Raw genomic sequence first — 21623 nt, forward strand, 5'->3', positions numbered from 1 at the left:
CGGGCACGGCCTCGACGTCGACACCCGCGGCCTCGAATGGGTCGTGGACGCCTACACCCTCGTCCTGGCCGGTCTCCTGATCTCCGCCGGCGCGCTGGCGGACCGCTTCGGACGCCGCCGGGTGTTCCAGTGCGGGCTGGCCGTGTTCGGCGTCGCCTCGCTGCTGTGCGCGCTCGCCCCGTCGGTGGGCGTGCTCGTCGCGGCCCGCGCCGTCCAGGGCGTGGGCGCCTCGATGCTCAGCCCCGTGGCGCTCGCGATCGTGGTGAACGCGATGCCCGATCCGAAGGAGCGGGCGCAGGCGATCGGCGTCTGGGCGTCGGTGTTCGGGCTGAGCATGGCCGCCGGACCCGTCACGGGCGGCGCGCTGCTCGCCGCGCTCGACTGGCGGGCGCTCTTCTGGATCAACGCGCCCGTCATCGCGGCCGCCCTGCTGCTCAGCGCGGTCTTCGTGCCGGAGTCCCGGGCGCCGCGGCCGCGGCGGCTCGACCCGCCCGGCCAGATCCTGCTGACCGTCGTCCTCGCCGTCGTGGTCGGCGTCCTGATCGAAGGACCGCGCGTCGGCTGGACGTCACCGGCGGCACTCGCGGGGTACGCGGCGGCGGCCCTGGCGACCGCCGCCTTCGTGCGCGTCGAGTCCCGCAGGCCCGAACCGCTGATGGACCTGCGGCTCTTCACGCGGCCGGTGTTCAGCGGTGCCGTCGTGGGCGCGGTGGCGGTCTTCGTCGCCCTCAGCGTGACGCTGCTGCTGAACACCCTCTACCTTCAGCACACCCGGGGCTGGACGCCGCTCGCCGCGGGCCTGGCCACACTGCCCCTGGCCGCCGGCGCGACGGTCTGCGCCCCGTGGTCCGGCCGCATGGTCGGGCGTACGGGACCGAGGACGCCGCTGCTCCTCGCCGGCGGGTTCATCACGGCCGGCGGACTCTGCCTGGTCGGGCTCGCCCCGGACACCGGCGTGGGCCTGCTGCTGGTCTCCTCCCTGCTCATGGGCATCGGGTTCGGCTTCGCCAACGCCCCGATCACCAACACCGCCGTCAACGGACTGCCGCCGGACCGGGCCGGCGTGGCCGGGGCGATCACCTCCACCGCCCGGCAGCTCGGCTCCGCCGTCGGCATCGCCCTCGCCGGCGCCCTGGTGACCGGCGCCGGCCCGACGGAGCTCGCGCACGCCTCCCGTCCGGGCTGGATGCTGGTCGCCGCCTGCGGCGTGCTGCTCCTGACGGTCGCCCGGGCGTCACAGCCGCAGGAGCGGTGAGCCGCGCCGGGGGAGCGGCAGCACCTCCCAGGAACCGGAGTGGACGAACCAGTCGAGGTGGCCGTCCGGGTGGCCGTCCACGAGCAACTCCGCCCCGTACGCGCCTGGCGGCTCGGGCTCGTTCCGCCGGAGCCGCGCGTCGGACGTCAGCAGCCACCGGCCACGGGCCGTGCCTGCTGCGCGATCAGCAGCGGCTGTCCGGCCGTGGTGACGCACAGCCCCGGCCGCGGCCGGTCCCGCACCTCCAGGGACAGGCCCGACCAGGTGCCGTCGGCCCGCGTGACATCCGCCCGTCGCATGTCCCGAGCGTGGACGGGGGGGGGGGGGAGACCTCCGCCCGCACCCGCCCCCGGTGGTTACGCCTTGCCGTTGTAGTACGTGATGTCCCAGTGGTGCTTCTCGCGGGCGTAGACGTTGCCGTTCGGGGACTTGTAGAGCTTGGCGCCGTCGCCGCGCGTGCCCGCCTTCTTGTAGTGCTTCGTGATGTACGTGTCGAGGCAGGACGTCCGGACCGACATGTCGACCTTGTAGCCGTTGCGGTGGGTGTACGTCCCCCGGGTGCTGTGGCCCTTCTCCGTGCCGCCGGTGACGACGATCGTGCAGCGGCTGGCCTTCTTGAAGGCGACGGCGCCCGCGACCGTGGCCCGGTTGATGTTCGTGAAGGACGTACAGCCCTTCCGGTTCCAGTCCGAGCAGTTCTTGCTCGACGTCCACGAGATGCCCGCCGCGCGGAACTGCTGGGCGGCGGCCGAGTGCGTGTACTTGGCGGGTGCCGCGTCGGCGGCCGGCGCGACCAGGAGGAACGGGGCGGCGACCGCGGCGGCGAGGAGGGCGGGTCCGGTCCACATGCGCATGACTGCGGGTCCTTTCGTCGGCCCGTACCTCACCCGTTCGGGTGAGGTACGGAGAGAGGGTTGTCCCCCGCTCCGGTACGACGGCACGCGGACGTACCGCGGCGGGAGCGGGGAGATCGGCGGGAGCGGCGACGCCCTCCCGGCCCGATCACCGTGCCGCGCCCCTGGCCCGCGCCGCTACCCTCGGGCACCCGTCAGCGGACATGCGTCCATGCACGCCTGCATGCACTCCGCTGACCTGCGGAAATGCACATGCAGAGGGGATGCGTCATGGACTGCACAGGGGCCATCGGCACCGGAGGAACCAGCGACGGGACCACCGGGGAGACGACACGGGAGTCCGCCCTCGCCGATCCGGCCGCGGCACTCACCGCGGTGCTCCGGGCGTGGTGGGAGGGGAGCGCCGGCGTGCGCCCCACGCAGAAGGCGCTGGCCCGCCGGGCCGGGGTCGACCAGGCGACCATGTCCCGCTACCTCAACCCGGGGCGGCCGATGGCCGCGCCGCCGGCGGTCGTCGAGGCCCTGCACGACGCGCTCGGCGCACCGCCCGGGGAACTCGCCGAGGCACTCCGGCTCGCCCGCGCGGCCCAGGGGGCCCGACGGCTCCCCCGCGCGCGCGTGGCCGTCCCCGTGGGCGCCGCGCCGCCGGTCCCCGACCCGGCACCGTTCGCGACCGCGGCCGGGCCCGGCGACTCCGCGCCCACCGCGTCCCACGCGCGCGTGGCGGCGCCGATCAGCGCCCCCGTCCTCGGGTACGTACGCCGGGTGCTGTGGCTGCTGCTCGCCTGCGCGGCCTTCGCCGCGGGGCTCTGGCTGCGGCCGGTGATCGCCCCGCCCGCCGTCGGCCCCGCCGGCGCCGGCGCGACGCCCGCCCAGGACGAGTGGCCGGTCGTGCGCCTCGGCGACGTGCTGTGGGAGGCCCGCACGGTGCAGTACCTGCTCCGGGAGCGGAAGTATCCGGTGGAGGTGACCGGCACCGTCGACGCCGCCACCGTCGGCGCGGTCACCCGCTTCCAGAAGTCCTTCGGCCTCGTCCAGGACGGCCGCGTCGGCTCCAGGACCTGGCCGCGGCTGGTCGTGCCGCTCGCCGGCGGCGACTACGGTCCGGCCGTCGAGGCGCTGCAGTCGCTGCTCACCGGCGCCGGCCATCCGACGGCCGTGAGCGGCGACTTCACCTCGGAGACGGAGGACGTGCTCCGCATCTACCAGGCCGAGCGGGGGCTCCTCGTCACCGGCCGGGTCACCACCCGCGACTGGCTCTCGCTGGTGAGCCACCAGGGCCCGCGCCTGCACGGCTGAGTGCGGCGCGGGCCCCGCGCCCGGCTCAGGCGGCGTTCGGGCCCACGTCGGCCGTCGTCAGCGGTCGGCGGACCGGCGCCAGGGTGGAGTACTCGTCGGCGCCCACGTCACGGGCACCCGTACGCGCGTGCCCGTCGGCGTCCTCCGCCACGGCGAGCGAGGTGAAGGTGGCGGCGTCGACGGCCGGGCTGCCGGCGGTCAGGCGGTGGACGCCGTCCGCGTCCTTGCGGAGCAGCGGGTCGACGCGGCGGAATCCGCCGGACGGGATGGTGCCGTCGGCGGCGGAGCCCCACAGGATGTTGCCCTGCCAGGTGAAGCCGGGGGCGGCGTCCAGGTCGACGAGGGTGCCGCCGGAGGCGACCAGGATGTTGTCGGCGACGACCACGTCACGCGGCTCGTAGGTCCGGCTCTCGCCCGAGAGGGTGGCGGAGTTCCCGACCAGCGTGTTGTGCACGATGACCGCCCGGTCGCACGCGTCGTTCCCGCGCCGCTCCTCGGTGGTCTCGCCCTCGTGGTGGTCGCGGGTGGTGCCGCTGCCGATGACGAGGCCGCGGGAGGTCGTCCCCGAGATGTGGTTGTTCACCACCAGGTGGTCGTTGCCGTACAGGCGCACCCCGTTCGCGCCGCCGAGGACGTGGTTGCCCTCGACCGTGGTCGCGTTGCCGTGCCGCAGGACGATGCCGCCCTTGTTGCCGCGGAGGGTGTTGTGGCGGATGGTGTTGCCGGAGGACTTGACCGAGATCGCCTCCGGGTCGCCGTCGCAGCGCTCGAAGAGGTTGTACTCCACGAGGGCGTCGGCGGTGGACAGGGCGCGGTGGCTGACGCCGAGCCGGATCGCCTCGCCGCCGTTGGCGCCGGTGTACGAGTGGTCGGCGAAGTAGTTCCGGAAGATGTGGGTCCGCTGGGCCATGGCGGTGGTCCCGGGGCCGTCCACGACCAGGAAGATGCCCTGCGAGGTGCGGTGGTGGAAGTAGTTCCGGTCGATCTTGGCGTCGTCGCCGCGGACCACCACCCAGTCGAGCCCGGCCGTGTCGGCGAGCTTGAAGTCGTTGCGGGTCAGCCGGATCCGCGAGCAGTCGGCGGGGATCGAGAAGGCGGTCGTCTGACGGAACGCGAAGCCGCTGATGGTGATGTTGCTGGAGCCCGAGAGGACGAAGCCGGCCGCCCCGCCGAGCACGGCGCCGCCGCGCGTGGCGGAGACGACGGTGATCGGCGCGCTCGTGGTGCCGTGCTTGCCGGTCACCCGGATGCCCGCCGACGGCACGGTGTAGGCGCCGTCGGCCAGGACGATACGGTCCCCGGGGACGGCGGCGTCGATCGCGCTCTGCAGCGCCCCGATGCTCGTCACGGTCACGGTGCCGGCCGCCGCGGCCGTGCCCTGTGCCAGGGCGGTGAGCGGGACGGCCGTGGCCGCCGCGCCCAGCAGGGTCCCCCTGAGAAACGTACGTCGTCGCATTGATGCCTCCTGGTGTGGTCGGCCTCCACCTTCGACGGCGCCCCTGCCGTCTCGCTCACGCTCCGCTAACGCGCGCTCCGGCCGGTGTCAGTGACGGGAGCTCAGGTCCGTCGCGTACGCCAGGTCGCGGACGTCCGGCTCGGGATGCCGGCGCAGGGCCAGCAGGGCCGTACGGCAGGGGTCCGGCCAGCCCTGCCGGGTGCCGACGGCGTTCGCGAGGCCGACGGCGAGGAGACCCGGGACGAGCCCGCCGTCGTCGCCCAGGGCGCGGACGGCGGCGAGCGCGGCGGCCGGATCGGTGAGCCGCGTGCCGCGCTGGTGCGCCTCTTCGATCTCCTCGGCCGCCCGGGCGGCCGACACGGGACGGCCGGAGACCACGTCGAGCAGGTTCCGCAGGGCGCTCAGGATCTCGGGCGCGGCCGCCGTCAGGTCGATCGCGTGGACGAGGAGCGCGACGCGGGTGGGGGTGGCCAGTGGCTCGTCCGCGAGTCGCCGGGCCAGGTCGGCGCACCGGCCGGGGTCCTGTCCCGGGCCCTGCAGGAGGGCGTGGAGGCGGCGGAGCGCCGGCAGGTCCCCGCCTCGTCCTCCGCCCTCCGGCTCGCATGCGGCGACGTACGCCAGCAGCCGGTCCACCACGCCGAGCAGGAGACTGCCCGGAGCGACGCCCCCGACCGGATGCGGCAGGCCGGACCGGGCCAGGTCCTGGAGCCCGCCGCGCACCCACCAGAGGTGTTCCGTCCGGGTCAGGTCGGTGTACAGGTCCGCGAGCGCGGTGCCCGCCTCGGGGGCGTACCGCGCCCAGTCGGCGAGTCCGGACAGCGAGCGGTACTCCGTCCCCGGGCCCGCCACGAGCGCCAGCCGGGCCATCAGCGCCCCGAACCGCCCCCGGTGAGCCGGCGCCAGGTCCGCGGGGTTCACGTCCAGGAGTGCGCTCCGGGCGGCCTCCGGCGCGTCGGAGGCGGCCGCGGACTCCAGCAGGGCCCACATCTCCGGGGCGGGCAGCAGCGTCGCGGCCAGACCGACGACGGTCGCGTGCACGTCCGGATGGACGCCGGGAGCACCGGCCACGTCCGACAGGAGCGTGACGGCGGAGCCCCGGGGCAGACGGCGGGCGGCGAGCCGGGCGGCGGCCTTCCTGACGGTGACCTTCACCCCGGTCTGCCGCGTGAGGACGTCGTGGAGCAGGGCCGCGACCCGGCTGGGCCGGGCATGCGCGGCGGCGCGCGAGGCGGCGGACCAGGCCGCCGCGGCCCCGTCGTCGCCGGCGTGGTCGAGGAGGGAGCCGAGGGCCGAGGCCGGATCGTCCGTGTGCGCGGCCGCGTCCAGGGCCGCCGCGGCGAGCGCCCGCTCGGGCCCGGCGGCGTCCGGTACGGGGGAGGCGTACCGCCGCAGCAGGGCGCGGCCGTGCTCGGGCACCGGCGCCACCGCGCGGAGGACCGCGGCCCGTTCGTCGGTCCCCCGGTCCGGGTCGGCGACGACGGCCGCCGCCAGTCGGACGGCGGCCTCCTGCTGCCGGGGCAGCCACCGGTCGGCGTGCCGGAAGGCGGGCAGCGGCCGGGGAGCACCCGCCACCGGGAACCTCCCGCCGGGGCGTACGGCCTCCGCCAGGGCGGCGTCCAGCAGATCGGATCGCTCCGCGGCGAGGACGGCGAGCACCGGGGGAAGGAAGCCGCCGAAGGCTCCCGCGCGAGCAGCTCGGCGACCCGCCGGCCGCGGGTCGCGGGGTCGGCGAGCCAGGCGGCGGCGACGTCCCCGAGGACCGGGTCCGGGCACGCGGCGAGCGCCTTCTCCAGGCGGTCCTGGAGCTCCGGGACGCCGTGGGCGCGGCGGCCGCAGGACGCGACCAGCGCGAGCAGCGGTCCGACGTCGCCCCGGGCGGCGCCCCGGTCCAGCCAGGGGCCGAGCGCGGCGGTGACGGCACGGACACCGTCGTCGTCCAACACCGTTTCGAGAGAGCCGAGTTCGACGGTTCCGGTGTGTGCGGTCAGCTGCTCCAGGAGCCGCGCGCCGAGCGGCAGGGCGGCCCCGGTCGTCCGGTCGGAGAGCAGGGCCACCGCCAGCGTGCGGACGGCGTCGCGGGTCATCGGGGAGCAGTCGCGGGCCGCCAGGGCGTCCCGGCACAGCCGCTCCAGGGGCGCGGAGCCATCGGCGCGGTCGCGTGCGGTCACCAGGAGGGGTGTCGGCACGTCGGCGAGCGCCGAGAGGAGGTCGCGGCGCACGGGGTCCCACTCGTGGGCCAGCCGGCCGGCGGCCCGCGCGAGCAGCTCCCCGACCTGCTCGGGGTCCCCGCCGAGTACGGCGTTGTGGACCAGCATGTCCCAGACGCCGCCGCGCTGTTCGGGGTCCTTCGAGGCGAGGGCGGCCAGCAGTTTGGGGCGCGCCTCGTCGGGCGGCAGGAGGGCGAGAAGGCTCCAGCGGTCCCAGGAGCCTTCGGCGTCGTCGAGCGCGGCCCGCGCCCGGGCGTGCCGCTCGGCGGGCGGCAGCAGCGCGAGCACGCCCGGGTGGACGCGGACGTTGTGGTCCTGCGGGCCGGCCGCGGCGACCACCGCGTCCAGGAAGGCGCCCCGGCGTTCCGGCGGCACCGTCCGCAGCAGCAGGGTGAACGCGCCCCGGTGGAACCAGCGCAGCCCCAGCCGGTGCAGCGACGGCGGATCCGCCGCCACGAGCCGGCGGATCAGCGCGGGTCCGGCGGTCCGCTCCCACCGCGCATGCCGGCGCTCCGGGTCGGCGAGCCGGCGGACGACCCGCTCGGCGTCCACCGCGACGAGATCGCCCAGCCGGTCGTGGACCGGGCCGGGCAGTTCCTCGGGGCCGTACGTCTCAAGGAGCTCCAGGACGCGCTCCGGAGCGGCGGACACCGCGGCGGCCGGTCCCGCCGCGTACCGCCTCCACCACTCGCCGCGGAACCGCCCGGTGAGACCGGCGAGTTGCCGCTCCGCCTGGTCGAGGACGGCGACGGGGTGGCGGAGCGCCAGCGTGCTCCAGTCCTCGGACTCCAGCGCCCCCGCCAGCTCGGGCAGCAGCCGCGCGGTGAACTCCGGCGAGCAGCCCGGCAGCAGGAGCGCCGCGTCCCGGTCGCCGTACTCCGTGCGCACCCGCCCGACGAGCCGCTCGGCGCGCGGGGCCCGCCGCCCGTCGCGCAACAGGCGCGCGAGGTCGGCACGGACCACGGCCGGAGCGTCGTCGTAGGCGGCCTCGATGGCGGCGTCGACGGCGGCGTTGCCCTGTGCGGGCAGGCGCCGGACGGCGCGGAGCGCGTAACGGCGGACCACCGGATCGAGGTCGCCCAGCCGCGCCGTCGCGTGCTCCAGGTCGCCGGCGGCGAACGCCGCCAGCGCGCCCAGCCGTCGCTCGTACGGGCCGAGCGCGTCCAACTCGCCGAGCAGCGGCCGGAGACCGCCGTCGGCGGCGAGCCGGTGCGCGGTGACGGCGGTGAGCCGGAGCCGCGCGGAGTGGGGGAGGGGTTCGAGGGCGGCGAGCAGGGCGCCGGCGGTGGAGATCATCGCGGGCATTGTGCCCCGCGGGTTCCGGGCGTGCCCAGCGAAATAGGCGGCGGCCGGGGGAGGACCGGTGGGAACGGCCCGGCCGACGTCGATGTCGGATTCCTGCCGGACAGCGCCGCCGCCCGCTGATTGTCTGGGCGCATGATCCACACCAGCGACTCCTCGCTCTTCCGCTCCCTCCACACGCCCGCCCGTCCGCTCGCGCTCGCCAACGTCTGGGACGCCGCGAGCGCCCGGATCGTCGAAGCCGCGGGCGCCGCCGCGATCGCCACCACCAGCGCCGGCGTCGCCTGGTCCCTCGGCGCCCCGGACGGCGACCGCGTCGCCCGGGACCTGGTGCTGGGCGTCATCGGCCGCATCACGACGGCGGTCGCCGTGCCGGTGACCGTGGACATCGAGGGCGGCTACGGCGGGACGCCCGCCGAGGTGGCGGACACGGTCGCCCGCGTCCTGGAGGCCGGCGCGGCCGGCGTCAACATCGAGGACGGCACCCGGCCCCCGGGCGCGCTCGCCGAGCGGCTGACGGCGGCCCGCGCGGCGGCGGAACGGGCGGGCGCCGACCTGTTCGTCAACGCCCGCGTCGACACGTACCTGCTCGGCCTGGGCGAGCCCGCCACCCGACTGCGGGACACCCTGGACCGGGCCCGCTCCTACGTCGACGCCGGCGCGGATGGCGTCTTCGTCCCCGGCGTCACGGAGCCCGGCCTCATCACGGAACTCGCCGCGGGCCTGCCGGTCCCCCTCAACGTCATGGCCGGCCCGGGCGCCCCGCCGGTGGCCGCGCTGGGCGCCCGGGGCGTGGCCCGGGTGAGCCTCGGCTCGGGCGTCGCCCAGGCCGCCTACGCCACGGCCCGGCGCGCCGCCGTCGACCTCCACCGCGCCGGCGGCTACGACTCCCTCCGGGACGCCATCGACTACCCGGAGCTCAACGGCCTCTTCGCCACGACCGGCTGAACCCGGGTCCACGAGCCGGGAGCGCCACCCGGCATGCGGCCACAGGGGTCCGGATATCGGATGAGCCGACGATCCTCTGGATATGCTGCGTCGCATTCGAGGCCAGGAAGGGACCGCACCATGAGCAGCAGCAACACGACCTCCGCCCCGTTCCCCGAGAGGACCGAGCTGCGCGGGGAGGGGATCGTCCTGCGCGATTGGACGGAGGCGGACCTGGCCGCGATGCCGGAGCTGTTCGAGGACCCCGACGTCGCCTACTGGACGCCGATCGTCTCCCCCTTCGACGCACAGGCCGCCGCCACCCGGCTGCAGCGGGCCCGGGAGCTGCGGGCCGAGGGCACGACCCTCCTCTTCGCCATCACCGTCGACGGCGGCGCGCCGCTCGGCGAGGGCATGCTGCGGCGCATCCCGGGCGGCGCGGAGCTCGGCTACGCCGTCGGCCCCGCCCACCGCGGCCAGGGCCTCGCCGCGCGCGCGGTGCGCGTGATGGCCGCGTACGCCGTCGAGGAGCTCGGGGCGGAGCGGGTGATCCTGGAACTGGAGGCCGAGAACGCCGCCAGCGTCGCCGTCGCCACCAAGGCCGGCTTCACCCTCCTCGACGTCCCCCTGATCGAGGGCGAGGAGAAGGGCCGCCCCTTCGTCCTCCAGACCTGGGGCCTGCCGACGGCCTCCTGACCACTCTCCTCCCGCACTCGCACCCGCCCTCCTTCGGCCCGCACCCGCCGCCCCGGGCGGCGCTCCGGCCCCCCGACCCGCAGGCGACCCGCCAACGCCCCGGAACCGACCAGGAGTCGGCCGGACGCGCCCCGCCCCCCGGCGTACGGTGATCGCCGGGGGCCGGTGCCACACCGGACTTGAAGTGCGTTTCCCCGGCGCACGATCATGGGCTCATGGCGCCTCTGGCTGAACCGTTGGACGTCGCGTCGATTCTCCTGGAGGTGAAGCGGGTGCGGCTGGAAGGGATCGTGCGGGTCCGGGAGTTGGAGCTGCCGCTGTTACGGGCGGCGGCCGTGTCCGCGCCCGGGGCCGTGGCCGAGGCGTGGCCCGTCGAGGTGGAGAACCTGCTGCGCACCGCCGTCGGCCGGCTCGGCGGGGGAGAGCTGGAGGAGGCCGCCGCCGTCACCCTCGGGCTGGCGCCGGGGATGCGCGACCGGCCCGCCGCGGACCGGCGGCGGCTCGCCGCGCGGATCTACAACATCAGCGTGGAGCGGTTCCGCAAGAGCCAGGAGGAGATGGTCCTCGGGCAGGTCGCCGAGCAGGTGTGCTGGCTCGTGGGCGCGCGGGCCGCCGCGACCGGGACGGGCGGCCCCGCCACCCTGCTCGCGCCGCGCCGACAGCACCGGATCCTGCGGGTCCCCGCCCCCGAGCACGGGCGGAGCCTGACCGTGACCCTCCACGTCCACCCCGTCGAACTGCTCCGGAACGTGGACGTCGTCGTCTCCCCGGGCAACACCCACCTGGGCCTCCCCGAGATGTACAAGGCGTCCGCCGCCGCCTCGATCCGCCGCGCGGGAGCCGTCCGCGGCGTCACCGGAGAGGTGACCGCCGACCCCGTACGGGACGAACTGGCCGCCTGGCGGGCCCGCCACGGACTGCTGCACCGGCCCGTGCCCGCCGGCACCGTCGCGGCCGGCGGCTCCGGCGCGCTCGCCGAGCGGGGCGTCCGCCGGATCTACCACGCGGCGATCGCCGTCCCCCGGCCCGGGACCAACGACTACGACGTGACCCCGCAGGACGTCGCCACCGCCGCCCGCCGCGTCCTCGCCCTCATGGCCGAGGAGAACACCACCGGCACGGACGCCGCGCCCCCGCTCCGCTCCGTCTGCTTCCCGCTCCTCGGCGCCGGACGCGGCGGACTGCCCGTCGAGACCAGCGTCAGCGCGCTGTGGACGGCGCTCGCCGCGCACGCCGACCCCGCACACGCCCTGCACCTCGTCGTCCGCCGGCCCGAGGCCGCCGACCTCGTCGCCGACGTCCTCGGCGCCCACGAACCGGACGACGCCACGGCCCCCTCCGGCCAGGAGCCGCACCCGCGGCACGACGACACGAGGTGCGGATGAACGCCCTGACGACACTCGCGGCCGCAGCCGCCGACTGGGACCGGCTGGCCCCCCTGCTCCCGCCCCCGGCGCGGTCCGAACTCCGCGACCGGCTGGCCGAGTTACGTGCGGCGGCCGACGCGCCCGCCACGGCCGAGAGCGCCGCCGCCGACGCCGTACGCGTCCTCCTCGGCGCCCTCCCCGACCCGGAGTCCGCCCGGCTCCGGCGGCACGGAGCGCCGGACGCGGACGGCGCACGGTTCACGGCGCACGGCGGCACCCCGCCGTCCGCGCGGGTCCACGGCTACGCCGCCCTCGACCTCTGCCTCCTCGTCGTCGACGGCAACCCCATGGTCGGACCGCTCCTCGGCCCCGTCCGCGACCGCCTGCTCGCCGCCCCCGCACAGCCCGCCGACCCCGGCGCGGGCTCCCGCTCCGCCCTCCACCCCGGGCTGATCGTCCTCACCCGCCCCGACGGCGGACGCCAGGTCCCGGCCTTCCAGTACGCGTCGGGGGTCAGGCCCTGGGCCGTCGTCCTGGAGGTCAACGCCCTCCTCGGCGCCGCCACCGACCCCTGGGGCGCGGCCGACTGGTGGCTGTCCGCCAACGCCTGGACCGGCGGCGCGCCCGCCGCCCTCCTCGGCCGGGGCCGCGACCCCGAGCTGACCGGAGCCGCACGCACCCTCGGGGAGGGATGACCCGGATGCCCAAGTACCCGCCGCCCGCCGCCCTGCCCGGCGAACCGACCCGGGCCGTCCTGCCCGCCGGCACCCCGGTCTACCGCGTCCACGGCACCCACCGCCCCGCGACCGGCTTCAACCCCCGGCCCGCCCACCCCTTCTACTACGGCGGCCGGTTCGACGGCACCTCCTTCGACCCGTACGGCTACCTCTACCTCGGCCTCGGCCCCGGCGCGGCGGTGTGCGAGACGCTGCTGCGGTCGATCCCCTTCGACGGCGACGGCACCGTCCGCCTCCTGCCGCGCCGCGCCTTCGAAGGACGCGGCATGTCCTTCCTGCGGCTCGCCACGGACGTCGAGGTCGTCTCCCTGATGTCCGGCGCCGACCTGGCGGCCGTCGGCCAGGACCCGTGGCTCGTCCACGCGGAGGCCGCGGAGTACCCGCAGACCCGCGACTGGGGCCACTGGATCCGGCGGCGCACCGCGCCCTGGGCCCAGGGCTTCGTCTGGCCGTCCAAACGCGAGCCCGCCGACCGGGTCGCCGTCCTCTTCGAGGACCGGTTCGGCCCGGCGTCCCCACTGGAGCCCGGCGACCGGGCGCCGGTGGACTTCGACACGGAGGAAGGGGAGGCGTGGCTGAACGCCGCGCTCGCCCCGTACCGCACACGGACCGCGCCGCGGCCGGGAGGGAACGACCCCCATGCATGACAAGCCGTACGACCTCCATGCGCTGCTCTACGAGCTCAAGGAGGCGTCCGCCCAGGGCATGGTCGACGCCCAGGACCTCACCCGGATCACCGCCACCGTCATGGACCACCTCGGCTGCTCCTCCGCCGACGAGGCGTGGAACCGGCTCTACGACGACTGGAAGGCACTGCCCCGGGGGACGGTCATGTCCGGCCTGCGCGCCGGACAGATCCTCTCGGTGCTGCCGATGCTGCGCTTCCACAACCCCGTGGTCGACCCGGCCAAGCTCGACGAGCTGAAGAACGAGGCGGAGGCCCACGGGCCGGTCGACCAGCGCTGGCAGGCGCTCATCACCGCACTGGACAGCAGCGCCGGACTCCAGCGGATCGAAGGACCCGACGACATGGAGCGGGCGCTCCGCCGGCTGGAGCGGGCCCGGGACGCCTTCCCGCCCGGCAGCCCCGAACGCGACGCGCTCGACGCCCAGCACGCCGGCCTGCGCGCCCACCTCGCCCAGGCGGGCGGCGGCGAGGACGACTTCGACTCCGCCGTCGACGATCTGGCACGGCTGCGGAACTCGCCCGTCTTCGACGCCCCCACCCGCCTCGGCCTCGACGCGCAAGTGGCCCTGTTCCGCGCCCACCAGGCCACCCGCCGCGAGGACGAGACGGCGCTCGCCGGCCACATCCGGGAACTCGACGACGTCATCCGCAGGCTCCCTCCGGACCACATGGACCGGCTCGGCATGGAGGCCAACCTCGAAGTGGCCCGGGGCAACCTGGAGATCCTGCGCGCCCGGCGCACCGGGCGGCTGGACGACGTCACCCTCGGGCAGGACGACGGGCGCGCGGACGTCACCCCCGTCGCGGAGGTACGCCGCCGGATCGCGCTGCTCCCCCCGGACGCGCAGGCCGACCGCTTCGGCGAGGCGGGCATCAGCCGCATGGGCCGCGCCATCCTCGCCCGGGACGCCCGCGGCGTGACCGAGGCGCTGGGGCTGATCCACGACGCCCTCGACCTCCTCCAGCCCGACGACACCCGGTGGATCCGCGCCGCCAGCACCCTCGGCGGCGGCCACGTCGTCCTCGCCGGGCTGGCCGGCGTCCCGCGCGCCGAACGGCCGCACCAGCTCGACCAGGGGATCTCCTGGCTCAAGCACGCCCAGCGGATGGCCGGCGGCCCCGCCCATCCCCTGTGGGGCACGACGGGGCTGTCCCTCGCCCGCGCCTACCGCCACCGCGGGGACAACCAGTTCCTCAACCCCCGCGCCACCCGCCTGAACCACGCCGAGTCCCGCCGCGTCGGCCTCGAAGCCGTCCGCGCCTCCGCCTGGACGGTGCTCCTGCAGTCCGGTACCGCGCACGCCGCGGGCGTCGGACGACGGATCGGCGAGGAGGCGCTGGAGGTGGCCCACTGGTGCGTCGCCGACGGCGCCCACGACGAGGCCGTCCGCGCGCTGGACGCCGGCCGGGGACTCGTCCTGCACTCCGCCACGGTCACGGACACCGTCCCGGAGATGCTGGCGTCCCTCGGGCAGGAGGAACTCGCCGCCGAATGGCGCGCCTCGGCGGCCGGACCGGTGGACCAGGTCGATGCGACCGGCCTCGGTTCCTCCGGCCCGCCCAGCAGGCTGCGCCGCCGCGTCCTGGACGCGCTCGCCGCCTCCCCGCACCGCCGCCGGCTCCTCGACGTCCCCACCCCGGACGAGATCGGCCGGGCGCTGACCGCGATGGGCCGCACCGCCCTCGTGTACCTCGCCCCGGGCGGTGAAGGCCGGGGCGGGGCGGCGCTCATCGTCGACGCGCGCGGCACCGTCACCTCGGTCGACCTTCCGGAACTCCTCTCCGACGCCAAGGCTTTGACGGACTACCACGCGGTCGGTGCGCCGGGACGCGACATCGGCGGCCCGCCGGAGTCGGCCCCCGCGGCACCCTCCCCGAGCGACCGCGACCGAGGCAAGGAGGAACTGACACGACTCTGCGACTGGGCCGGCAGCGCCGTCATGGACCGGCTCCTCAAAGCGGTGCCGCGCGGCATCGGGCGGGCGCCGTCCCTCGTCCTCGTCCCGATGGGGGAACTGGGCGTGGTGCCCTGGCACGCGGCCCGGATCGGCCGCCGCCGCGCCTGCCAGGCGGCCTCGATCTCGTACGTCCCCTCGGCGCGGCTGCTGTGCGAACTCGCCGCCCGCCGGCCGGCAGGGATCCGGGAAGCCCTCGTCGTCGGCAATCCGACGCTCGACCTCTACCACGCCGGTGAGGAGGCGCAGGCCATCCACCGCGTCTTCCACCCCCACGGCACCCTCCTCGGACCGGGCACCGCCACCCCCGCCGCCGTCACCGGCTGGCTCGCGGACAAGCGCGGCGGCATGCTCCACCTCGCCTGCCACGGCGTGCTCAACCAGGGCGACCGGCACAGCTCCTACCTGAAGCTGTCCGGAGGAGACCTGTCCGCCGAGCAGCTCACCGAAGGCTCCGCCCGCTACCGGGAACTGGAACTCGTCGTCCTCGCCGCCTGCCGCACCAACGTGTCCGGGCACGGCTACGACGAGGCGTACAGCCTGTCCACCGCGTTCCTCGTCGCCGGCGCCCGCAGCGTGCTGGGTTCGCTGTGGACCGTGCCCGACGGGGCGACGTCGCTGCTGATGTACATGACCCACCACTACATGGCCCGGGAGGGGCGGACGCCCGGCGAGGCACTGAGGGAGGCGCAGTCGTGGATGCTCCAGGACCGCCGCACCCGCCAGGCCCCGCCCGGCATGCCGGCCGACATGGCCGCACGCGTGCCGGAACTCGACGCCGACGACCTGGCGGCCTGGGCCGGGTTCACCCACCTCGGCTGGTGAGCCCGGGAGCGCCGTCCACGGGCCCGGTCAGGGCACCTCCGTGCGGATGACCACCGACGCGGTGCCCCACCGACCCACCTCGTGCGGGGGCCCGCCGACGTCGCGGCCACCCGGCGGAGTGAGGCGCAGCACGCCGCCGTCCGGTCCGGCGCCGGCACGCGTCCCTCCCGGGGCCGCGGAGGACCACGCGGGCAGCCGGAAGGGCGCGACGTTGAACTCGTTCTCGGCGACGATCACCCGCAACCAGTCGTGGCCGAACGCGCCCCGCTCCACCGACCGGCCCGGCGGCAGCCGCAGCCAGGCCGGTTCGCCGGCCCGTGCCGTCGCCGCCCGCCCGGCGCCGACGAAGTCGCCGTTCAGGAGATCGGGGGAGGAGGCGTAGCTGTCGGACAGGGAGAGGAGGACGCACCACACCGTCCGCGGCGAGTCGTTGTGGACGCGCAGGACGACCTGCGGCTCCCGCCCGTCCGGCGTATAGGAGCACACGATCTCGCCCGTCGGCGCGTACCGCACCTCGCCGACCAGCGGTTCGACGCTGACGCGGACCTGGGTCGACAGCCACGGATCGGGGTTCGCGAGGTCCCGGATGCCCCGCCAGCGGCTGATGTGCGCCAGGCAGTCGGCCACCCGCGCGGCGTCCGCGGGCGTGCGCAGCGGCAGCGGGCCGGGATCGGCTCCGCCTCCGCCGGCGACCCGGGCCCAGCCGTGCCGCGCCTCCACGAGCAGCGGCAGCCCGTCACCGCCGGCGGCGAGCAGCGGCGACGCCTCGATGGCGCCGGCCATCAGCGCCGCCGCACCGGGATCCCCGACGACGGTCACCGCGGCCGGGGGGAAGGCGAGCGCCGACGGCGTCACACCGTGCACCGTGATCAGGTCCGAGGGGGCCGGTGTCCAGCCGAGGGGCTCGACGAGCGACGACTCCGCGCGCAGCTCCCGTACGACCACCGTCCGGGGCTGCGTCGGCGCCCCGCCCTGGAGCGTGAACTCGGCGCCCGCCGAGCGCAGTCCGTGCACCGCGCCGCAGTTCACCTCCCACCCGGCCGCCGTGTGCCGCAGCAGGAACGGCGCGTCGGGCAGGGGGTCGCCGTACAGGAAGCGCAGGTGCGCCGGGCCGCGCAGTTCGGGGTGCTGGGCGCCGGAGCTGTCGAGGACGTCCGCCTCCGCGAGGGCGTGGACCTTCCCGTACGAGGCCGCCGGGCCGAGCAGGTCCAGGGCGCCGAGGAGCGCGTGGCTGAAGTACCCGCGCCGGACGCCGCCGATGTCCGCCTCCAGGGCCCGCTCGTCCTCCCGGCAGCCCGCGAGCAGGATGTGCCCGGTCCCCGCCGACGCCGTGGGACCTCCCGTGCCGCGGGGGGAGTCGGCGCGCTCCGTCACCCACCACGGCTGCCAGGCGACCCCGCGCGACTCGGTCCCGGGCGGGAGGTCGCGGTCGACGCCACCGGAGTGACAGCAGTCGACGACGGCGACGACATGACCGCCCCGGGACGCGATCTCCCGCAGGATCGCGCCCAGTTCGGAGTCCCACAGCATGGGCTGCCCGCCCGGGTCGAGGCTGTCGGCGCACACCAGGGCCTGGGCCATGCCGGTCGCCGCCCGCGGATCGCTCGTCGGCTGCTCCGTCCCGTGGCCGCTGAACCAGAGCAGCGCCGTCTCGCCGGGGCCGGTGCGCCCCAAGTGGCGCCGGAGGCCGTCGAGTACGGCTTCGCGGGTGGCCGCCGCGTTCCGCAGCGGCAGGATCTCGGGTCGGATCCCCTCCTGCCGCCGCAGCCATTCCTCCGCCGCGGCCACGTCGTTGACGCAGCCGGAGAGCGGCTTGCCCGGGTAGTCGTCGATGCCCACGAGAAGGGCGTGCACGGTGCGCATGGACCGATCCTGCCAGGGACGAAGGGGCGTGGTCCGGTCGATTCCGGGTCGGGACCCGGGCGCGGTCGGGGCGCCGTCGGCCCGGGGTGGTAGAACCGGTCGGGCCGCCCCGCCAGGCCGAGTTGACCTGCGCGGACGGCGCCCGGCGGATCGAGCGACAGCACAGCGCGTGCGGAAGGGGACAGACGTGACCGATGGGGGAGGCAACCCGTATGCCCCCGGGCAGAGTTACGGCCAAGGCCGAGGCCACGGCTACGGGCACGGCTACGGCAACGGGCACGGCTACGGCCACGGGCACGGCTACGGCAACGGTGCAGGCTCGCCCTGGGTACCGCCGGCGACGGGCGCGGGCATCCCGCCCCAACCGGCCTATCCGCCCGCCGCGCCGCCCCGCCCGCGCTGGATCCGGTTCCGCGAGGGCGACTGGCCGCCGTTGACGGAGCTGGTGCGGCGGGTGCGCCTCCACGGCTGCGCCTGGGCGCTGATGCTCGTCTGCCTCTGGCCGTTGCTGCTGCCCGTGCTCTGGTATCCGTTGGCCCGGTCGGCGGCCCGGCTGGCCCACCGCAAGTTCCCGGTCCAGGCGTACCCGCGCGTGATGGACCCGTTCATGAAGCGCGTGCAGGACGTCCGCGCCTGGACCGCGCTGGCGGCGAGCTGCCTGATCTTCTTCGTGTACGGGGCGGACCAGGACCTCGGGGACCTCCAGGAGCAGTACCTCCTGCGGGTGGCGACGACCCCGTGGCTGGTCCTCCTCACGGCCCCGCTGATCATCCTGGTCGTCTTCCGCCTGGCACCCCCGTCCGCCCGCCCCCACATGCGGTCGCACCTGGCGTCCTCGGGCCGTGCGGCGCTCTGGTACTTCGGGACGTTCACGGCCGGCCCCGTGCTGTTCGGGAGCATGATGGCGCTGGCCGAGAGCCAGCGGTCGGCGTTCGGCCCGCTGCTGACGATCGCCCTGCTGGTGCCGGTGTTCTGGCTGCTGTTCTACGTGATCTTCTCGTCCCTCACCCTCGTCCCCTCCGTCTTCGGCCTCTCCCGCGTCCACTCCGCCCTGCCCGCCCTGGTCACCGGCGTCCTCGTCTGGGAGCTGGCCGCCGTCAGCCTGGCCGTCTCCGGACCGCCCCCGGGCCCCCTCCTCGTCCAGCTCGGCGCCGTCATCGGCGGCCCCGCGTCGGTCACGGCGGTCGCCTGGTGGGAACTCACCCGCCTCCGCGAGCGCTACGGAGTCACCTTCCGCGCCCCCGCCCGCTGACCGGGCTGCCGGCGAGTCCCCCGCGGCGGTGCTGCGGCTGCGGGGGACCGGTTCATCCGCTTGGCCCCTCGGGGATGCCCTCCGGTCCGGGAGTGTGCAGGCTGGTGCCTCGGACCGGCTCATGGGCAGGGCGGGGAGGAACGACATGGTGAGGACGCGGACGACGGGTGCCGGAGCGGGCGCGGCCGCGCGGCTGCTCGCGCGGCTGGCCGTGCTCGCGGCGCTCGGGTCCCTGGTCGTGCTCGTCCTGGCCATCGGCGAGGGCGGTCTCGAAGTGATCATCGCCGGGTTCCTCGGGCTGGTCCTCTTCGCCGTCGGCATGTGGTGGTTCGTCGCGCACCGCGGCGCCCTGCGGCTCGTCGGGGCGCTCCTCGCGGTCGCCGCGCCCGTCGGCGTCCTCGTGCTCTTCGCCCGCGACGGCCTGTGGCTGACGGCCCTGATCCTCGTCCTGTGCTGGGGCGCCGCCCTGGCCTGCGCCCGGGCGGCGCTCCGCCGGTCGCGCCCGCCGCGGACGACACCGGCGGTCCCCGCGGACCCGCCGGCCCGGCCCGTCCTCATCATGAACCCGAAGTCCGGGGGCGGGAAGGTCGAACGCTTCGGGCTCGTCGCGCGGGCGGAGGAACTCGGCGCGAAGGTCGTCCTGCTCGACCCGTCCGCCCCCGTCGACGTCGCCGCACTGGCCCGGGAGGCCGTCGCCGACGGCGCCGACCTGCTGGGCGTCGCGGGCGGCGACGGCACCCAGGCACTGGTCGCGGCCGTCGCCGCCGACCACGGCCTGCCGTTCCTGGTGATCTCGGCCGGCACGCGCAACCACTTCGCCATGGACCTCGGCCTGGACCGCACCGACCCGTCCCGCTGCCTCGACGCGCTGACCGACGGGGAGGAGCTCCGCGTCGACCTCGGCGACGTCTCCGGCCGGCCCTTCGTCAACACGGTCTCCTTCGGGGTCTACGCCGACGTCGTCCAGCGGCCCGAGTACCGCGACGACAAGGCCGGCACCGCGCTGACCCACATGCCGGACCTGCTGCTCGGCGACGGGCTGCGGCGGCTCGACGCCCGGATCGACGGCACCCCGCTCGCCTCCCAGCAGGCGCTGCTCGTCAGCAACAACCCGTACATCTCGCCCGACGAGCTCAGCGGCGCCGGCCGCCGGCCCCGGCTCGACGACGGCGAACTGGGCGTGCTCGGCATCCGCGTGGAGGACGCGGCACAGGCCGCCGACCTGGCGGTACGGGGCTCGCAGTCCACGGCACTGACCGTCCTGTCCGCACACCGCGTCGAGGTCACCGCGGACTCGACGGAGATCCCCGTGGCGGTCGACGGCGAGGCCCTGCGCATGGCCACCCCCGTCGTGTGCACGCTCCGCCCCCTCGCGCTGCGGGTCCGGGTGCCCCGCGACCGGCCGGGCGTCGCCGTCACCACCCCGCCGGTGAAATGGCCCCGGATCTTCGAGCTCGCCTTCGGCCGCACCGGGGGAGCCGCGGCGGACCGGCCCCGTACCTGACGAGCGGCACGACGCACGGGCGCCGGGGGTCCCGCACCTGACGTACAGTCCGGGCATGACCGCCCACCACCCCTCCCTCGTCTTCGTGCGCCGGGTCGACGGCCTCCGCCACCGCTTCGCACCGGACGGCGAGCGCGACGGGCGCCCCGCCTACCGCCGGACCGACGGGGCCGTGTGGTGCCTCTGGTCGCCGGCCGAGGGCTGGCACTGCGTGATCGCCGGCGGGCTCGTCACCGCGCATCCCCTCGACGGGCGCGCCGACGGCCCCGAGCCGCCGGCGACGGTCTGGCGCAGCTTCAAGGACGACCGCTCCTACCTGTACGACCTGCGGGTCCTCCCCGGCCCGGCCGTCTGACCGGCCGGAAATGCCTCGACACCGCCCACGGTGATCGGGGAGGCTTCGCGCGATGACCGGAATCGACGACACCCCGTCCGCGTGGGACGAGCGCACCCAGCTCACCACGTTCCTCGACTACGCCCGCGCCACCGCCCGCGCCAAGTGCGACGGCGTCTCCGCGGAGGACGCCCGCCGGGCCCTGCTGCCCGGCTCGCCGCTGATGACCCTGAGCGGCCTGATCAACCACCTCCGCTGGGTCGAGTACTACTGGTTCCAGGTGGTCTTCCTCGGCGAGGAGGACCAGGGGCCCTGGACCGACGAGGACCCCGACCGCGAGATGCGCGTCGCGGTCGACTTCCCGCTCCCGCGCCTGCTCGACGAGTACGCCGCGCAGAGCGCCCGTCACCGCGAGCTCGTCGCCGGGCACGGCCTGGACGCGCGGGCCGAGCGTCCGGTCCGCGGCGGCCTCCACGTCGACCTGCGCTGGATCCTCCTCCACCTCACCGAGGAGACGGCCCGCCACAACGGCCACCTGGACATCCTGCGCGAGATGCTCGACGGCACCACCGGCTAGCCGCCCCCTACAGGGCGACGAGCCCGGCCGCGGTCTCCCTGAAGCCGCAGGCGTCGAGGTAGAAGGGGCGCAGGTGCTCCTCGAAGTCGACGTGCAGCCAGGCGCAGCCGGCGGCGCGGGCGTGACCGGCCGCGGTCGTGACGAGCGCGGTGCCTACGCCCGCCGTCCGGTGGTCCGGGGCGACCATCGTGTCCAGGACGAAGGCGTGCGACCCGCCGTCCCAGGCCACGTTGACGAAGCCGACGAGCGCGTCGCCCGCCCGCGCGCAGACCCAGCCGAGACTGTGCCGCTCCAGCCGGGCGCGCCACTCGCCCCGTCCGACGGGGTGGCCGAACGCTTCGGCGTGCAGGGCGTCGAGCGAGGCGTCGTCGCATCCGCCCCGCCATTCGTACGTGATCGTCACGCCCGGCATCGTAGGCGGCCGGGGCGGTCCGCCCCATCGGATTTCGGGCCCGGCCAGATCCACCGCCCGGCGGACCGGTTCCGTGCCCCCGGCGGCCCGCGGCCCCGACGAGCGGCACCGGC

At 76.1% G+C, this 21623-nt stretch carries 18 protein-coding genes; 12 read left to right on the plus strand and 6 right to left on the minus strand.

Features of this window, described 5'->3' with window-relative positions; all coding sequences use genetic code 11:
• On the plus strand, positions 1-1255 hold a 1255-nt coding region (locus ACFW1I_RS27785; protein ID WP_384674978.1), incomplete at its 5' end, for an MFS transporter.
• 146 nt (positions 1256-1401) lie between these two features.
• On the opposite strand, the gene ACFW1I_RS27790 is transcribed toward ACFW1I_RS27785, so the two are convergent.
• Both ACFW1I_RS27790 and ACFW1I_RS27795 read right to left on the minus strand, forming a co-directional pair.
• Complete coding sequence (locus tag ACFW1I_RS27790) at positions 1402-1554, minus strand: hypothetical protein (RefSeq protein ID WP_384674980.1); 153 nt, start codon at positions 1552-1554, stop codon at positions 1402-1404.
• 57 nt (positions 1555-1611) lie between these two features.
• Positions 1612-2109 carry a hypothetical protein gene (locus ACFW1I_RS27795; RefSeq protein WP_384674982.1) on the minus strand — a complete coding sequence of 166 codons (498 nt, stop codon included), beginning with the start codon at positions 2107-2109 and terminating at the stop codon, positions 1612-1614.
• Positions 2110-2379: 270 nt separating this feature from the next.
• On the opposite strand from ACFW1I_RS27795, the gene ACFW1I_RS27800 reads away from it, so the two are divergent.
• On the plus strand, positions 2380-3408 hold the full coding sequence (locus ACFW1I_RS27800; RefSeq protein ID WP_384674984.1) for a peptidoglycan-binding protein: 1029 nt from the start codon (positions 2380-2382) through the stop codon (positions 3406-3408).
• Positions 3409-3433: 25 nt separating this feature from the next.
• Here the strand turns inward: ACFW1I_RS27800 and ACFW1I_RS27805 are convergent, their stop codons facing one another.
• Both ACFW1I_RS27805 and ACFW1I_RS27810 read right to left on the minus strand, forming a co-directional pair.
• Positions 3434-4864 carry a chondroitinase-B domain-containing protein gene (locus tag ACFW1I_RS27805; protein WP_384674985.1) on the minus strand — a complete coding sequence of 477 codons (1431 nt, stop codon included), beginning with the start codon at positions 4862-4864 and terminating at the stop codon, positions 3434-3436.
• 1148 nt (positions 4865-6012) lie between these two features.
• The gene (locus ACFW1I_RS27810; RefSeq protein WP_384674986.1) at positions 6013-8367 is read right to left on the minus strand and encodes a hypothetical protein; all 2355 of its coding nucleotides are present in this window, start codon (positions 8365-8367) and stop codon (positions 6013-6015) included.
• A 141-nt stretch (positions 8368-8508) separates the two neighbouring features.
• Here ACFW1I_RS27810 and ACFW1I_RS27815 point away from each other — a divergent pair, with 141 nt between their 5' ends.
• The 6 genes from ACFW1I_RS27815 to ACFW1I_RS27840 all read left to right on the plus strand — a co-directional run bounded on the left by ACFW1I_RS27815 (position 8509) and on the right by ACFW1I_RS27840 (position 15568).
• Positions 8509-9321, plus strand: coding sequence for an isocitrate lyase/phosphoenolpyruvate mutase family protein (locus ACFW1I_RS27815; RefSeq protein WP_384674988.1), 813 nt, complete (start codon positions 8509-8511; stop codon positions 9319-9321).
• A gap of 120 nt (positions 9322-9441) precedes the next feature.
• Positions 9442-9996 (plus strand): GNAT family N-acetyltransferase, encoded by a 555-nt coding sequence (locus tag ACFW1I_RS27820; RefSeq protein ID WP_384674989.1) that lies wholly within the window; start codon positions 9442-9444, stop codon positions 9994-9996.
• A 215-nt stretch (positions 9997-10211) separates the two neighbouring features.
• Entirely contained in the window at positions 10212-11381 is a 1170-nt protein-coding gene (locus ACFW1I_RS27825) for a hypothetical protein (RefSeq protein ID WP_384674991.1), read from the plus strand.
• Complete coding sequence (locus tag ACFW1I_RS27830; protein ID WP_384674993.1) at positions 11378-12058, plus strand: hypothetical protein; 681 nt, start codon at positions 11378-11380, stop codon at positions 12056-12058. Before ACFW1I_RS27825 ends, ACFW1I_RS27830 begins: the two co-directional genes overlap by 4 nt.
• A 5-nt stretch (positions 12059-12063) precedes the next feature.
• Positions 12064-12747 carry an RES family NAD+ phosphorylase gene (locus ACFW1I_RS27835; RefSeq protein WP_384674995.1) on the plus strand — a complete coding sequence of 228 codons (684 nt, stop codon included), beginning with the start codon at positions 12064-12066 and terminating at the stop codon, positions 12745-12747.
• Entirely contained in the window at positions 12740-15568 is a 2829-nt protein-coding gene (locus ACFW1I_RS27840; protein WP_384674997.1) for a CHAT domain-containing protein, read from the plus strand. Before ACFW1I_RS27835 ends, ACFW1I_RS27840 begins: the two co-directional genes overlap by 8 nt.
• 27 nt (positions 15569-15595) lie before the next feature.
• On the opposite strand, the gene ACFW1I_RS27845 is transcribed toward ACFW1I_RS27840, so the two are convergent.
• Positions 15596-17431, minus strand: coding sequence for a caspase family protein (locus ACFW1I_RS27845; RefSeq protein WP_384674999.1), 1836 nt, complete (start codon positions 17429-17431; stop codon positions 15596-15598).
• A 187-nt stretch (positions 17432-17618) separates the two neighbouring features.
• Here ACFW1I_RS27845 and ACFW1I_RS27850 point away from each other — a divergent pair, with 187 nt between their 5' ends.
• The 4 genes from ACFW1I_RS27850 (at position 17619) to ACFW1I_RS27865 (ending at position 21098) form a co-directional block, all read left to right on the plus strand.
• Entirely contained in the window at positions 17619-18683 is a 1065-nt protein-coding gene (locus ACFW1I_RS27850) for a hypothetical protein (RefSeq protein ID WP_384675001.1), read from the plus strand.
• Positions 18684-18828: 145 nt separating this feature from the next.
• Entirely contained in the window at positions 18829-20187 is a 1359-nt protein-coding gene (locus ACFW1I_RS27855; RefSeq protein WP_384675003.1) for a diacylglycerol/lipid kinase family protein, read from the plus strand.
• 55 nt (positions 20188-20242) lie between these two features.
• The gene (locus ACFW1I_RS27860; protein WP_384675005.1) at positions 20243-20542 is read left to right on the plus strand and encodes a hypothetical protein; all 300 of its coding nucleotides are present in this window, start codon (positions 20243-20245) and stop codon (positions 20540-20542) included.
• 52 nt (positions 20543-20594) lie between these two features.
• On the plus strand, positions 20595-21098 hold the full coding sequence (locus ACFW1I_RS27865; protein ID WP_384675006.1) for a DinB family protein: 504 nt from the start codon (positions 20595-20597) through the stop codon (positions 21096-21098).
• 7 nt (positions 21099-21105) lie between these two features.
• Here ACFW1I_RS27865 and ACFW1I_RS27870 read toward each other — a convergent pair whose 3' ends face one another.
• Complete coding sequence (locus tag ACFW1I_RS27870; RefSeq protein ID WP_384675008.1) at positions 21106-21501, minus strand: GNAT family N-acetyltransferase; 396 nt, start codon at positions 21499-21501, stop codon at positions 21106-21108.
• Positions 21502-21623 lie beyond the last annotated feature (122 nt).

Source organism: Streptomyces sp. NPDC058955, assembly GCF_042741435.1.
In the GTDB taxonomy this organism is placed as follows: domain Bacteria; phylum Actinomycetota; class Actinomycetes; order Streptomycetales; family Streptomycetaceae; genus Streptomyces.

Coding starts and splice junctions, on each gene's coding strand:
- ACFW1I_RS27790 (WP_384674980.1), bottom strand. CDS start 1,554: ATGCGACGGGCGGATGTCACGCGGGCCGACGGCACCTGGTCGGGCCTG.
- ACFW1I_RS27795 (WP_384674982.1), bottom strand. CDS start 2,109: ATGCGCATGTGGACCGGACCCGCCCTCCTCGCCGCCGCGGTCGCCGCC.
- ACFW1I_RS27800 (WP_384674984.1), top strand. CDS start 2,380: ATGGACTGCACAGGGGCCATCGGCACCGGAGGAACCAGCGACGGGACC.
- ACFW1I_RS27805 (WP_384674985.1), bottom strand. CDS start 4,864: ATGCGACGACGTACGTTTCTCAGGGGGACCCTGCTGGGCGCGGCGGCC.
- ACFW1I_RS27810 (WP_384674986.1), bottom strand. CDS start 8,367: ATGATCTCCACCGCCGGCGCCCTGCTCGCCGCCCTCGAACCCCTCCCC.
- ACFW1I_RS27815 (WP_384674988.1), top strand. CDS start 8,509: ATGATCCACACCAGCGACTCCTCGCTCTTCCGCTCCCTCCACACGCCC.
- ACFW1I_RS27820 (WP_384674989.1), top strand. CDS start 9,442: ATGAGCAGCAGCAACACGACCTCCGCCCCGTTCCCCGAGAGGACCGAG.
- ACFW1I_RS27825 (WP_384674991.1), top strand. CDS start 10,212: ATGGCGCCTCTGGCTGAACCGTTGGACGTCGCGTCGATTCTCCTGGAG.
- ACFW1I_RS27830 (WP_384674993.1), top strand. CDS start 11,378: ATGAACGCCCTGACGACACTCGCGGCCGCAGCCGCCGACTGGGACCGG.
- ACFW1I_RS27835 (WP_384674995.1), top strand. CDS start 12,064: ATGCCCAAGTACCCGCCGCCCGCCGCCCTGCCCGGCGAACCGACCCGG.
- ACFW1I_RS27840 (WP_384674997.1), top strand. CDS start 12,740: ATGCATGACAAGCCGTACGACCTCCATGCGCTGCTCTACGAGCTCAAG.
- ACFW1I_RS27845 (WP_384674999.1), bottom strand. CDS start 17,431: ATGCGCACCGTGCACGCCCTTCTCGTGGGCATCGACGACTACCCGGGC.
- ACFW1I_RS27855 (WP_384675003.1), top strand. CDS start 18,829: ATGGTGAGGACGCGGACGACGGGTGCCGGAGCGGGCGCGGCCGCGCGG.
- ACFW1I_RS27860 (WP_384675005.1), top strand. CDS start 20,243: ATGACCGCCCACCACCCCTCCCTCGTCTTCGTGCGCCGGGTCGACGGC.
- ACFW1I_RS27865 (WP_384675006.1), top strand. CDS start 20,595: ATGACCGGAATCGACGACACCCCGTCCGCGTGGGACGAGCGCACCCAG.